Origin of the sequence: Fusibacter paucivorans (genome assembly GCF_018390735.1) — a bacterium.
GTDB lineage: Bacteria > Bacillota > Clostridia > Peptostreptococcales > Acidaminobacteraceae > Fusibacter > Fusibacter paucivorans.
Genome location: NZ_JAHBCL010000033.1, coordinates 16,094 through 30,441 on the forward strand (window position 1 = coordinate 16,094; position 14,348 = coordinate 30,441).

15 protein-coding genes are annotated in these 14,348 nt (G+C 40.0%); 3 read left to right on the plus strand and 12 right to left on the minus strand.

Going from position 1 to position 14,348, the window contains the following annotated elements:
* The first annotated feature begins 46 nt into the window (after positions 1-46).
* Positions 47-1,222 (plus strand): mandelate racemase/muconate lactonizing enzyme family protein, encoded by a 1,176-nt coding sequence (locus KHM83_RS15955; RefSeq protein WP_213238043.1) that lies wholly within the window; start codon positions 47-49, stop codon positions 1,220-1,222.
* Positions 1,223-1,237: 15 nt separating this feature from the next.
* Positions 1,238-2,434, plus strand: a complete 1,197-nt coding sequence (locus tag KHM83_RS15960; protein WP_213238044.1) for a mandelate racemase/muconate lactonizing enzyme family protein — start codon at positions 1,238-1,240, stop codon at positions 2,432-2,434.
* Positions 2,435-2,644: 210 nt separating this feature from the next.
* Here KHM83_RS15960 and KHM83_RS15965 read toward each other — a convergent pair whose 3' ends face one another.
* The 12 genes from KHM83_RS15965 to KHM83_RS16020 form a co-directional block, all read right to left on the minus strand.
* Entirely contained in the window at positions 2,645-3,166 is a 522-nt protein-coding gene (locus KHM83_RS15965; protein ID WP_213238045.1) for a DUF2812 domain-containing protein, read from the minus strand.
* Entirely contained in the window at positions 3,159-3,485 is a 327-nt protein-coding gene (locus KHM83_RS15970; RefSeq protein ID WP_213238093.1) for a PadR family transcriptional regulator, read from the minus strand. Before KHM83_RS15970 ends, KHM83_RS15965 begins: the two co-directional genes overlap by 8 nt.
* 236 nt (positions 3,486-3,721) lie before the next feature.
* The gene (locus tag KHM83_RS15975) at positions 3,722-4,324 is read right to left on the minus strand and encodes a DUF1062 domain-containing protein (protein ID WP_213238046.1); all 603 of its coding nucleotides are present in this window, start codon (positions 4,322-4,324) and stop codon (positions 3,722-3,724) included.
* 238 nt (positions 4,325-4,562) lie between these two features.
* Positions 4,563-4,829: a CD3324 family protein gene (locus KHM83_RS15980; RefSeq protein ID WP_213238047.1), complete on the minus strand. Its 267-nt coding sequence runs from the start codon at positions 4,827-4,829 to the stop codon at positions 4,563-4,565.
* 550 nt (positions 4,830-5,379) lie between these two features.
* Positions 5,380-6,882 (minus strand): IMP dehydrogenase, encoded by a 1,503-nt coding sequence (locus KHM83_RS15985; protein WP_213238048.1) that lies wholly within the window; start codon positions 6,880-6,882, stop codon positions 5,380-5,382.
* Positions 6,883-6,888: 6 nt separating this feature from the next.
* Complete coding sequence (locus KHM83_RS15990; RefSeq protein WP_213238049.1) at positions 6,889-7,341, minus strand: MarR family winged helix-turn-helix transcriptional regulator; 453 nt, start codon at positions 7,339-7,341, stop codon at positions 6,889-6,891.
* Between the two features lie 225 nt (positions 7,342-7,566).
* Positions 7,567-7,962 (minus strand): 30S ribosomal protein S9, encoded by a 396-nt coding sequence (gene rpsI, locus KHM83_RS15995; protein ID WP_213238050.1) that lies wholly within the window; start codon positions 7,960-7,962, stop codon positions 7,567-7,569.
* A 12-nt stretch (positions 7,963-7,974) separates the two neighbouring features.
* Positions 7,975-8,409 (minus strand): 50S ribosomal protein L13, encoded by a 435-nt coding sequence (rplM, locus tag KHM83_RS16000; RefSeq protein WP_213238051.1) that lies wholly within the window; start codon positions 8,407-8,409, stop codon positions 7,975-7,977.
* A gap of 147 nt (positions 8,410-8,556) precedes the next feature.
* Positions 8,557-9,294, minus strand: coding sequence for a tRNA pseudouridine(38-40) synthase TruA (gene truA / locus KHM83_RS16005; RefSeq protein WP_213238052.1), 738 nt, complete (start codon positions 9,292-9,294; stop codon positions 8,557-8,559).
* Positions 9,295-9,479: 185 nt separating this feature from the next.
* Entirely contained in the window at positions 9,480-10,268 is a 789-nt protein-coding gene (locus tag KHM83_RS16010) for an energy-coupling factor transporter transmembrane component T family protein (RefSeq protein WP_213238053.1), read from the minus strand.
* Entirely contained in the window at positions 10,268-11,173 is a 906-nt protein-coding gene (locus tag KHM83_RS16015; protein ID WP_213238054.1) for an energy-coupling factor transporter ATPase, read from the minus strand. Before KHM83_RS16015 ends, KHM83_RS16010 begins: the two co-directional genes overlap by 1 nt.
* On the minus strand, positions 11,158-11,988 hold the full coding sequence (locus KHM83_RS16020) for an energy-coupling factor transporter ATPase (RefSeq protein WP_213238055.1): 831 nt from the start codon (positions 11,986-11,988) through the stop codon (positions 11,158-11,160). Before KHM83_RS16020 ends, KHM83_RS16015 begins: the two co-directional genes overlap by 16 nt.
* Positions 11,989-12,286: 298 nt before the next feature.
* Here KHM83_RS16020 and KHM83_RS16025 point away from each other — a divergent pair, with 298 nt between their 5' ends.
* A complete protein-coding gene (locus tag KHM83_RS16025) occupies positions 12,287-14,239 on the plus strand; it encodes a sigma 54-interacting transcriptional regulator (protein WP_213238056.1) in 1,953 nt (650 codons plus the stop codon).
* The last annotated feature ends 109 nt before the right edge of the window (positions 14,240-14,348 follow it).

Here is a 14,348-nt window from a genome sequence, read left to right on the forward strand (position 1 = left end):
TTATGATGATGTATCTTCTTCGTTTATTTGTCAAAAGGAGCGAAAAATGAAAATAACACAAGTAGATATGATGCTTTTTGACTGCCATTTACCCTTTCCCTACAATCCAATTGGGTGTCGGATCTATACTGATGAAGGCATCTATGGTGATGGTGAAGCAGCTTTAAGCTATGGCGTCGGATCTTCAGCCGCGGCAGGAATGATAAAAGATCTAGCAAGACTCATCATTGGCATGGACCCACTTGATAACGAAGTCATTTGGGATAAACTGCACAAGACAACATTTTGGGGACAAAATGGGGGACCTGTTGTTTTCTCTGGAATCTCTGCTATTGACAGTGCCCTATGGGATATTAAAGGAAAGTCTTTCAACGTCCCAATTTATAAATTATTAGGCGGCAAGAAAAGAGATAGCCTTCGCTGCTATGCAAGCCAAATACAATCTGGCTTCGGACCAAAGCACGAAAAGAAAGTAACGCCTGACGATTATGCCGCCATTGCAAAACAAGTCGTTCGCGAAGGCTATGATGCCGTTAAGGTCGATTTTCTCTGCTACGATGAAATCGGCAATATGATTGGCCAAGACCGCAGGTTATGCAAAATGGATAACGCTACCCTCTCTCTGGCAATGGACCGCCTCATCGCAACTCGTGAAGCAGTCGGCAGTAAAGTTGATATTATCATTGAGAACCACTCAAACTTAGACGCACTTTCTGCTGTCCAATTTGCTCAAGCGGCAGAAAAGTACAATATTTTTTATTTCGAAGAGCCCAATACGCCTTCGCCAAAAACTTGCAAGTATATCTCTGAAAATACGAGTATTCCAATTGCAAACGGTGAACGAATTTTCTCCAGGTGGCAATACGCACCTTATTTTGAAAACATGTCACTGCAAATTGCACAGCCCGATATCGGCACTTGCGGCGGCGTCACAGAAGCTAAAAAAATCTGCGACATGGCACATGCTTATGATGTTGCTATTCAAGCACACGTTTGCGGGAGTCCCCTTTCATTAGCACTTTCACTGCATTTGGAAGCGGCTATTCCTAATTTTATTATTCATGAGCATCATTTATGTTTTCTACACCAGTACAATAAAGATTTATGCCTTTACGACTACCAGCCAATCAATGGCAGCATAAGCATTCCAGATAAACCGGGCATTGGCAATGAATGGTCAGAAAAGGCACTGTCAGAAGCAACAACATTCACAGTTAAGTAAAGGAGATCATTATTCATGAAAGTTACAAGTATTGACATTTTCGCTTTAAAACCTAGATATGTCGCACATACCATGCGGGGAATCGTCTGTCGAATCAATACCGATGAAGGCCTCTACGGATATGGCGAAGCAGCACTCTCTTACGGGAAAGGATCAATGGCGGGATTCCACATGATTAAAGAACTCGCGCCACTCATCATTGGACAAGATCCGATGCGTACGGAATACCTTTGGGAAAGCATGTTGAAAAATACATTTTGGGGTGTTTCCGGAGGCGCCGTTTTCTATGCTGCTATGAGTGCAATTGACATTGCCCTGATGGATATCAAAGGCAAAGCACTTGGCGTTCCCTGTTATCAATTATTAGGCGGTAAACAGCGCGATTCGCTGCGTGCCTATGCAAGTCAACTGCAGCTTGGATGGATGAACGATGACGATCAAGGCTTTAAACTCCAATTCACACCAGAAGATTATGCACGTGAAGCTGAAAAAGCCGTTAAGGAAGGCTACACTGCTATTAAGACTGACTTTCTCGCCGTTGACGGCAAGACCAAAACGGTTCGTCCTTTTGATGCCCTGACAGGTATTCTTGACCAAGAAACGCTTAGAATGGGGGTCGAAAGACTTCGTGCGACCAGAGAAGCCGTCGGTCCCGATGTTGATATTATTGTCGAAAACCATGGCAATACCGATGCTATTTCAGGCACACAGTTTGGCCGCGCCATCGAAACATACAATGTTTACTACTATGAAGAAGCAACAAATCCACTTAATCCAACGACCTCCAAATCGGTTTCCAACAAGGTGAAGATTCCAATTGCAAATGGCGAGCGCATTTTTACGAGATGGAAATACCTTCCTTTCATGCTCGACGATTCTATTCAAGTCATTCAGCCGGAAATATCCAATTGCGGCGGCTTAACAGAGTGTAAAAAGATATGTGACTTAGCACATATTTTCGATGCCGCCGTCCAAGTGCACGTCTGCGGCTCACCAATTAGCCTCGCTGCCGCACTGCAAGTTGAAGCCGCTATTCCCAACTTCCTCATCCACGAGCATCATGTCATGAATAAAATGCTTTTCATCAGGGAACTCGGCATGTATGATATGGCACCTGTCAACGGCAGTTTTATTGTGCCTGAGCGACCAGGAATTGGGCAGGAACTCAGTGATTATGCCATTAAAACCGCTTACTGTGAAACCGTTAAATAAGGATTTTCCTGTAATGATCGCATGATGACGGCACAGTTACCGATTATCACGCAACAAGCATGAGCTCATTTCTTTAACATCACTGGAAAAGGCGTTATGGCAATATCAGCTATTTAGCTGAGCCATAACGCCTTCAAATGCTTTATTATAAAGCGTTCTCTCTTTGAACTTTTTACTTGATCTCATTAAGACAGCTATCATTACCAGCGACTAATACCGCCCGCCTTTTCGCTCTTCCAGTTTGGCGATGGTTTGGCTGGTTTTGAGGATAATCTGCACAAATGCCGCGACAATAAAGATAAATAGGAACACAAACACTTGTGCAACATGACTTCCTGCCATGGCACCAGCTAATTCTATGAAGAAACAGCAGATCTCAATCGCAAGCACGACAATAAACATCCTTCTGATTTTCGTATAATGTGCAATACTCGAATCTACATCTGTGTAGAGCTCAAATTTTCCAGCAGAGGATAACCTTCTTAAAATAATCCAAAATCCCCAAGTTTGAACAATCTCGACACCTGTATCACTCATAAATTCTCGATAATCATTGCTGACTGAAAAAAATCTGCTACCGAGATCAACTTGGTAAATATACTTTCCGGGTTCACAGTTTTCAAACATATAAAATCCCGCAAAAAATCCTGTCATGGCATATCCTTTTGCCGCCATTTCATTAAGCCATTCCGTTTCTAAATCTTTATCAAAATAAAGGCGAAACTTAATCATACGCTTGAACCTCCTCGATTAACTTTCCATTTTTCAATAATTCTGACAAGCGCAATCGCTCTTCTTCAAATACAGCGCGCCCCAATGGTGTTATAAGATATTCTTTTTTTCTTCGAGATTCTTTATCCACATGATAGATGCGAATCCACTGTTTCTTCTCAAGTGTTTGGATCGCCCCATATAAAGTACCCGCACCTAGTGTAACGCGATTGTCAGTCATATGCTCGACTTCCTGTATAATGCCATATCCATGATTCGGATGTCTTAATGCCAACAATATGTAAAACACGACTTCTGTCAGCGGCACATTTTTATCAATCATCTGCAACTCCTTTATCGCCGTCAGTTCATTTATATCGCCAACCGATATATCACTTTCACATTATATCGTCGCGCGATATATTTGTCAACGTACTATTTGGCTTTTTGTAACTTCCATTACTTTTTTTACAAACGAAAATACTGTACCCGGTGACGCTCATTTAACAAAATCTACAAAAACAAAAAAGTCCATGAATGCAAGCATTCTGGACTTTTAAAAACCAATTTTGTCTCCTAACGATTGTATCGACGGCTATTATACAAATCTCCTTTTATCTCAATAGATAGCTTGTGTTCTTGTCTTGATTCCGACAAAACAATCAAGCCCGATTTTTCTAATCTTTTAACCTCAGATCTCGTGAGATTTAATATTTCCGCGACTATTTTATCCGTTCGAACTTTGATCGCATAGTGATTATAAACAATTAACAGATCCTCTTCATGAAAAAACTGCTCCTCTTCAAATGGCAAATTGCTTTTCCTTTTAATGTGATACAGGGTATTTGACCAATCAACTTCTGCTCTATTTTCAGCAAAAAAACTTTGATCGGTTCCATACGCAAATGCCAATTCAGTTGAATTTTTAGTAAAACCTTCGTAAGCTTCCCTCGTTATCATCTGTATGCTGCATCTTTCATAGATTGTCATGTTATACGTATGTTTGCATTTTTCACATTGATAAATAAGCCATACATCAATTTTATTGCCGTTTGCATTGACTCGAAATCTGTTTGTGCTATGAAAAGTTGTTTTACAGTGGCAACCAGAGCAGTTTTGCAGCACTTTAAAGGCTCCCTCTGGTATGATTACATATTCTATTATTCTCGAATAGCCCATCTTGCATCTCCTTAAAGATTGATAAATGGATTTGCAAAGCGCTATTACAGTCTCTTTTGATTTTTATTTGCAATAGCCTTTGCTATGCAAACAAAACGGGTGTCGTCATCAATATGTCCTCCTTAATTGAATTGCTTATTTAAGTGTAGTCGACATGCCTTTTGATTGCCACCTTAAACATTTTTCTAAAAAAATTTGAGCCAACTGCAATCCTGCATTGGCTCAAATAAAATCCTATTCATTTCATTTTCCGTAAAATACGCTGAATGCTTTTTTCAGATAAAAAATACATCGTCGATAAGTCCTGAACGCTACAGCCCTTTCGGAAATCATTCAGTATCTGCTTATTTCGCTCTTGAAGTTCTTGTCGGATTGACGTTTTATGCCCCCACTCTTTTCTTTGATTTTCTTTTCTGGGAATATAAATACTTTCGCCATCCACATATTTTTGTATTAACGTGATTAATGCCATTGGCAGTATCTCTTCTGCTTTTCTATAGCCCATTCTTGCCTCCTAAAATTTAATGTCTTTAGGTTAGCAATAGCTATCTCTTATCAAAATTGCAATAGCTAATGCTATGCAATCATAATGAATTTTCTCATATAAAAAATGCCTCCTCTAATCATAATGACAAGATATTGTTGTCAATTATCGCTTAATCATTATAAGGTCATGGTAACCGATCTGTGCAATATTATATCAGAAATAGCCGCAATTTCATAATATGAATGTTTTGCTTTATACGGCTTTTTAAACCGATTCACTTATAACATATCAGCTAATGTTTTACGAATCAAAATGCTTACCTTCCTTTGTTGTAATGCCAAACAGGTCACAAGTTTTAAACCCATGCTTTGGATAATATCCCGATTCGTCAAAAATGATAATACCTTTCCAGTGAATAGTCGTCATTTATGCACGATACCATTCAAAGCCCGGTTTAGGCAAAAATAAAAGCGCCACGCAACGTGACTCTTTTGTTTGTATTTGTTGTTGTATCCCAATTAGCGTTTTAGGCACTGATTAAACGTCTGAAATGCTTTAAATTAATGGTTTATCGTCTATTTCTGCTTTCTCTTAGTAGTACATCATGTGCACTTCCTTCTATTATGCTTGTAGCAGACACTCGTGTAATTTTAGCATTTTTTTGTAATGCTGATATGGTAAGACATCCACAATTACACATTGTCGAGCGCACTTTACTTAGAGAGAGCGCAACATTATCTTTCAGTTTTCCCGCATAAGGAACGAATGAATCGACGCCTTCTTCAAAAGACATTTTTTCATCTTCTCCTAAGTCATATCTTTGCCAGTTTTTTGCCCTTGCACTTCCTTCCCCCCAATATTCTTTCATATAATTTCCATTAATATTTATTTTGTTCGTCGGACTCTCATCAAAACGTGCAAAATACCTTCCTAACATCAAAAAGTCAGCCCCCATAGCGAGTGCTAGTGTCATATGATAATCGTGCACAATACCACCATCAGAACAGATCGGAATATAAATGCCCGTTTCATAAAAATACGCATCACGGGCTTTCACCACTTCGATTACAGCTGTTGCTTGCCCTCTACCAATGCCTTTCTGTTCCCTGGTAATGCAGATTGCACCACCGCCAATACCAACTTTTACAAAATCTGCACCTGCTTGTGCTAAAAACCGAAAGCCATCACCATCTACAACATTACCAGCACCTATCTTGACTTTATCACCATAATTTTTTCTTACGTATTCAAGTACAATTTTTTGCCATTCGGAATATCCTTCTGAGCTATCTATACAAAAAATATCTGCACCAGCTTTGATCAATGCTGGGATTCTCTCTGCATAATCCCTTGTATTTATTCCTGCTCCAACCATGAATCGTTTTGAACGATCAATTAATTCATTTTCATTTTTCTTATGGAAATTGTAGTCTTTACGAAAAACCATTGAAATCAATCTTTGATTATTATCAATAATGGGGAGACAGTTTAATTTATTTTCCCATATAATATCATTTGCTTCTTTAAGCGTAACCTCTTGTTGAGCACAGATTAGATTTTCAAATTTTGTCATAAAATCTTTTATTTGCATTGTCAAAGGCAAACGACTCATTCTATAATCTTTACTTGTAACCAAACCTAAGAGGCGTCCATTTGCAGTTCCATCTGAAGTAACAGCCACTGTAGAATGACCTGTGCGTTCTTTTAATTTAAGTAAATCCTCTATTGTTGCATCTTGAATGATATTCGAATCACTTATTACAAATCCAGCGCGATATGCTTTTACGCTTGCGATCATTTGTGCCTGATTTTCAATCGACTGTGAGCCATATATAAAGGACATTCCCCCTTCTTTAGCTAAAGCGATTGCCATACGGTCATCTGATACAGCTTGCATGATAGCTGAAGTCATTGGTATATTTAAACTTATTGCTGGTTTTTCTCCTCTCATAAACTTGACCAGTGGTGTTTGCAAATCAACCCTTTTGGGAATGCACTCTTTTGATGAATATCCCGGCAAAAGGAGATATTCGCCAAATGTGTATGATGGTTCTGTTATATATGTTGCCATATTATTTTACTCCTTGTTTCGTCTTATAACTTGTGAAAATTGTCGTAACCCATCATATAAACTTGAAATAGCTTCATCATTCAATCCATCAAATAATGCTTCAAGATATTGAAACTCTTTTTCTGCTCTCATTTCATAGTATTTTTTCCCATTATCAGTAAGCGCTATTCTAAGAACTCTTCCATCTGTCTCTTCCTTTTTTACAATCATATATTCTTTGTCCACTAAAATATTTACGATTTTCTTTGTATTCTGACTTGACGTGCCTACTATTTTCGAAATATCTTTTAACATCAATTCAAAATCATCAAATAGTGCAACATTAGCAAGCAAGAACCATTGCTTTGTTGTAATTAATTCCTCTCTTCGATCGCCCAATAATTGCAATTGATTTGAAAGTGAAAAAATAGCGCCATAAATATATGCTTTTTTAGTTAATTTTTCGTTTGGAAATTTCATTGATTAATAATCTCCTCTATTCTTTTAGGTAACCAGTTATCTTTTTAAGAATAACATAACCAGTTATCTTTTGTCAATTTATATATCAAACACAATCGACACTTTCCTGTAAATTGCTTCACTAAAAAATGTCTTATAAAAATCCTTGAGATCTAAATAAAAAAATCCCCAAAACATTTCTGTTTTGAGGATTTGATGTTTGTATTGAAATCTCGAATAGGTTGATTAACGTTTTGAGAACTGTGGTGCACGACGAGCTGCTTTGAGACCGTATTTTTTTCTTTCTTTCATTCTAGAATCTCTTGTTAAGAAGCCTGCTGATTTAAGAGTAGGTCTAAATTCAGCATCTACTTGAAGAAGCGCTCTTGACAGACCATGTCTTACCGCACCAGCTTGGCCCGTAAAGCCGCCGCCATGTACTCTTACGATAACATCATACTTGCTTGATGTATTCGTCATTACAAGTGGTCTTCTTACTTCTTTACGAAGTGTTTCAAAGTTAAAATATTCATCGACATCTCTGCCGTTAACGATAAATTTACCAGTACCAGGCACTAATCGCACTCTGGCAACTGCAAGTTTTCTTCTACCTGTTCCTTGATATTGAACCGACTTAGCCATTAGTTACCCTCCTTATATATCCAATTCCAGCACTTCTGGCACTTGTGCCTGATGTGCATGCTCAGGACCTGCGTATACTTTAAGCTTCTTACCCATTTGTCTTCCCAAGCTATTGTGTGGTAACATACCTTTAATAGCCGCTTCAACAACTTTAACAGGTCTTGTCGCCATCATATCTCTGTACGAAATTTCTTTCATATGTCCGATATAACCTGTATGCCATCTGAACATTTTTTGGTCTAATTTTTTACCTGTCAATACAACTTTCTCTGCATTAACAATGATGACAAAATCACCAGTATCAACGTGAGGTGTATAAATTGGTTTATGTTTACCTCTTAAGATTTTTGCTACTTCTGAAGCTAATCTACCAAGAGTTTTGCCTTCAGCATCTACTACATACCACTTTCTTTCGACTTCAAGCGGCTTCGCTACGTAAGACTTCATGGAACGACCTCCTATAATCATATTTCACCGTTTATCTCACAAAAACCCGGGGCAGATCTTTGTAAATCACTCATTTTAGATCCTCCAAACAAGATGGACCACAATCTATTTTATATGAACTTCTGTCCACTGTCAAGCATAAAATACTTATACATCGTAAAAAACGTTTTCTAGATAGAGCCCATTTGCCGGCGCTGTTCGCTTTGCCATATGCCGTTGTCCACTTTCAATGATCATCGGCACTTGGTTGGGTTCAATTCGCCCTCGACCAATATCAATGAGTGTGCCAATGATAATCCTCACCATATGATAAAGGAAGCCATCGCCTTCAATGCCAAAGTACCATGAATCACCTTGCCGATCCAGTTCAAACTTAGAAATCGTGCGAATGGTGTCTTTAACGTGACTACCCGATGCCATCAGTGCTTTAAAATCATGTCGGCCGCAAAAATAGCACATTGCCTCTCGAACGCGCCCTTCGTCCAACGCCTCTTTAATGCGACTTTCATAGCGCTCTTGAAACGGACGCTGTACGGGACTGATAAAAAGCTTATAACCATATCGCTTGCCCACAGCACTGTATCGCGCGTGAAAATCATCAGCTGCCGCATTGACTTTTTCAATACTGATATCTGACGGCAAGAAATGATTAAGCGCATAGGCAAGTTGTTCAGCCGTTATGGGTTTTGTGGTTTGAAAAGTAGCCGTCTGATTCAGCGCGTGGACGCCAGCATCCGTTCTGCCAGCACCATCAATGGTAATGGTTTCACGAAGCATTTTCGTCAGCGCCTGTTCGATAACCCCCTGCACGGTTCGCGCGTTTGGCAATCGCTGCCATCCGCAAAATCCTGAACCGTCATAGGCTATTGAAAGCAAGTAGTTCATTCGACATTTTCTCCTTATTTCTATACTGCCTAAAAACTGCTCTTAACCATTTCGTTTCATACAGTCTTCTTTAAAACATCCAATCCAATCATGCAATGCCGTTGTCCAATAGCAAAAGCCGCCTTAAACCTGAAAAACCGCTGATATGGCTTGTTCGTACATATCCTGTTACGATTACATTACGATTACACAATAATACAGGCAACGAAGTAAACCGCCACAATCCCTGCGCCTATAGCATCAAGTGACGTGTACTTTAATACCTTCAACCGCGTTCTGCCTTCGCCACCGCGGTAACATCTAGCTTCCATTGCCATGGCAAGTTCGTCGGCACGTCTGAATGCGCTAATGAACAGCGGCACCAACAGTGGAATAAGCGCTTTAGCCCGCTTCATAATATTGCCGCTTTCAAAATCGGCACCACGCGCCATTTGTGCTTTCATAATCTTATCGGTCTCTTCCAGCAACGTTGGGATAAATCGCAGTGCGATGGTCATCATCATGGCGAGTTCATGTGCCGGAAGCCCAATACGTTTCATTGGGTTTAGCAGATATTCAATACCATCTGTCAATTCAATCGGACTTGTACAAAGTGTTAGTAACGATGTTCCAACAATGAGCAAAATCAAGCGAAAAGCCATAAAAAAAGCCCTCGTTATCCCCTCGATGGATACTGTAAAAATCCAAAAGGACACTTTTTCCTCACCCGGCGTCAAGAATATATTAATGAGAAATGCGAAAATAATGAGCATAAATACAGGCTTAAGACCTCGGATCACATATTTCACTGGAATTTTCGATTTGTAAATAACAGCGCCTATAAAGGCAATTACCAATAGATAGGCCAACATATCTTCTATTAAGAACAGGGAGACTAAAAAAAGCATTGATGCGATAATCTTAAATCGCGGATCCATTCGATGCACGGGCGAATCAACGCTATAGTACTGCCCAATGGTAATATCTCTCAGCATTATTTTGCCCTCTTTTCCAAAACATTTTGTATGGCATCTATAGCCCCTTGTACCGTAATGATATCATCCGGCAACGCGAACCCTTTTTCATTAAGTGCACGGATGAGATACGAAATTTGAGGCACGGCGAGACCAATGGCTTCAAGGGTTTCTATCTCCTTAAAAACATCTTTTGGCGTCCCATCTAAAACAACTTTCCCCTGATTCATAACAATCAGGCGATTGGCGATTTTCGCCATATCCTCCATGCTGTGAGAAACGATAATCACCGTTAACTGCTCTTGGTCATGAAGCGTTTTTAATTGTCCCAGTATCTCATCTCTGCCTTGAGGATCAAGTCCCGCGGTCGGTTCATCTAAAATCAGAACGTCCGGTTTCATCGCAAGTACGCCTGCAATGGCAACACGACGCTTCTGTCCCCCACTAAGTTCAAAAGGCGATTTATCTTTATAGGTTTCATAGTCCATCCCCACCAGTGCCATGGCATCCATGACGCGCTGTTTGACATGGCTCTCAACAAGTCCTAAATTTTGCGGTCCAAAAGCAATATCCTTTTCAACAGTTTCCTCAAAGAGCTGATATTCAGGATATTGGAAAACCAAACCTACTTTTTTGCGAACTTCAATCAACTGCTTCTTCCGTTCGGCCGCATATTTTTTTCGCTGTTTTTTAGGAAGCTCCAGCCCTTTTGTAATTTCAAGATTATTGACGATAATGTCCCCTGCAGTCGGCTTTAGCAATCCATTCATCTGTTGAATTAACGTAGATTTTCCCGAACCCGTATGTCCGATAAGTCCAACAAACTCGCCACTGGCGATTTCAAGATCAATATGATCCAGCGCGACTGTCTCGTTAGGGGTTCCTTTATCGTAAATATGTGTGAGTGCTTTTATGATAATCGACATAATTCCGCCACCAATTCATCAACCGTTAAATTCTCATCTGAAACAGCATAGCCCATCGTTTTGAGCTTATGTGACACCAAAGTTACTTGAGGCACATCCAATCCCAAAGCTCTCAGTTCATCCACTTTGGAAAAAACCTGTTTTGGCGTACCTTCCATGACTATCTTGCCACGATCCATAACCAGTACGCGATCTGCATGAATGGCTTCATCCATATAATGTGTAATGTGAATAACGGTTATTTTCTCATTTTTATTAAGGTGCTCTATGGTCTGAACGACTTCTTTACGACCTGACGGATCAAGCATCGCTGTCGGCTCATCAAAAATAATACACTTTGGTTTCATCGCCAATATGCCTGCAATTGCGACGCGCTGTTTCTGTCCGCCCGACAAATGATGCGGCGCTTTTCGCTTATAGGCTGACATATGAACAGTATCTAGCGCTTCATCAACGCGATGGCGAATTTCCTCCGACGGCAATCCGAGATTTTCCGGTCCAAAGGCAACGTCCTCTTCCACTATTGTGGCAACCAGCTGGTTATCAGGATTTTGGAAAACCATTCCGGCACGTTTTCTAATTTCCCAAATCTGATCTTCATTTGATGTATCAATGCCGTCAATGACAATGCGCCCTTCTGTCGGCGTATGAATACCATTCATAAGTTTTGAAAGTGTCGATTTGCCAGAACCATTGTGTCCAATAATTACAACAAATTCGCCTTCTTTTATTTCAAGGTTTACACCATTGAGTGCAAAAGGCGTTTCCGCTTCACCTTCAGTATATCTAAAGTAGAGATTTTCTGCTTTTATCAACGTTACTACCTGACTTTCTCACGATTTCACAACTTGTGACATTATTAAAATTATACTGAATTCCAGTGTCTTTTACAATACGTTTACCTATTTATATGTTAAAGTTAACAATTGATTTTAAGACCCTCTCTGTGCACTTTCCATTTTCGGGCTGACTGATGAATGCCCTCCATAAAGATATCGCTTGAAAAAAGCGTTCAATAAACGGCATATCATCAAATACTTTTTTGCATTTAATATTTTACAGCATCCTATGCTATAATAGCAATAACTTAAAAGCAGATCGGAGTGATAGATAATGAAAGCCAAAGTGATAACGGTGCCAGAAATATGTCTTGTTGCACCTTCATCGGCTCTTGCAGAGCTCGTGCGCGAAATTGCTGCCGCTAGACACATTGATATTGGCATCTATACCGGTGTCTTGGATGAGGGTGTTCGCGTTGCCGGTGAACTCGCTAAACAAGGCGCTAAAATTTTTATCAGTCGAAAAGGTACCGCAGCACTTCTAATTGAAAACGGCTTTAATGTCGCCAAAATCAACACGACGCTCAATGATTATCTGCGCCATCTTAATCTGATGAAGCAGCATAATGGCAAGCTCGCCATTGTGGAGTATATTTCCTTTCTGCCCGAACTTCGCAAACTATGCGAATACTTAGGTGTGCAAGATGCAGAAATCTTCAGTTACAGCAATGCGGAAAATTATGAAATCTGTGTGCATAATGCACTAAGCAGCCATCCGAGTATCCTCTTAGGTGGTGGGGAATCATTGCCAAAGGAAGCAAAGCGTTTAAGTATTCCTCATACAGTCGTTGAGAATACAGAGCAATCCGTCAATCTCGCCATTGATACCGCCATACAGCTTTTAAAGGTTCAGAAAGATGAAGCCGATCAGAAGCGTCATTACAAAATTCAATACGAACAGTATTCAGCCGTCGTCAACTATTCCAATGATGCAATCTTGAGTATCGATGCACATGGCGATATCATCATCAGCAACAAGCGTGCAAGACAGCTTCTTAAACTCGCTTACAAACAAGGTGGGAATATTCGCGAAACCCTGCCAATGCTTGATTTTGTCCAAATGAAAACATCAAAACACGTTATGCTAAACAAGATTATAAAACTCAATGATACAATACTTTCTGTCAATGAGATGCCCATAGTCGTCAACAATCGCTTTGAAGGTGTCATCTTGTTGCTTCAGGATATTCGTGATATTCAAAATAGTGAAAAAGAAATCAGGCTTCATTTATACAATAAAGGACACTCGGCTAAGTACGATTTTGATGACATTATCGGCAACAGTGAGCGAATCAGTCGAACCAAACAAATTGCGACCAATTATGCAGCAACTGCTTCTTCAATTCTCATCGTAGGCGAAACCGGCACTGGCAAGGAACTCTTTGCGCAGAGCATACACAAGCGAAGTGCGCGATGCAATGGACCCTTTGTCGCAATAAATTGTGCTGCACTGCCAAAAGAACTGCTAAGCAGTGAACTATTCGGTTATGAAGAAGGGGCTTTTTCTGGTGCTGTTAAAGGCGGCAAAGCAGGTATTTTCGAAGTGGCTCACGGCGGTACGATTTTCTTGGATGAAATCGGTGAAATCCCACCTGAAACGCAGATTCAGCTGCTTCGCGTGCTGCAGGAAAAAGAAGTCAGACGCTTGAGCAGCGATAAAGTTATCCCCATTGATGTACGCGTCATTTGTGCGACCAACAAAGATTTAAGTATTGAAGTCCAACAGCGTCGCTTTCGCATGGATCTCTTTTATAGAATCAATGTTCTAAAATTGACAATTCCACCTTTAAGAGATCGTCGAGAAGATATTCCACTTATCGTTGAACACGCGATTGCACATCTCCCTGCAAAAACACAAAAGCGCATTTTGGATTATATGGATGTTCTCTATCCTGCATTAGACGCGTATTTATGGCCCGGCAATATTCGTGAATTGCTTGGTGTCATGGAACGTGTCACCATATTACTCGACAATGAATTTCCGATGACCCCCGATATTGAGTTGCTTATTGATATGCCTTCTGAAACGGCCGCTAAATCACCATCTGCTAAAAATGGAATCGCAAATGGCCATTCTAAAAGTACCGCTAAGACGCTAGATCGGGATCAGCTTCTTAATGCACTTATTCAAAATCAATACAATAAACAAAATACAGCAAAGGCCCTTGGCATCTCAAGGAGCACTTTATGGCGTCTCATGCGACAATATAACCTATATGACCTATAGCTTATCTGTATTCGAAACATAACGTCTCTACAAAACGTTTCATCTCATTTTGCCGATTGAAGATTTGAAACGTTTTTTCTTTTATGAAAAACTGGAAAACCTCTAAAAT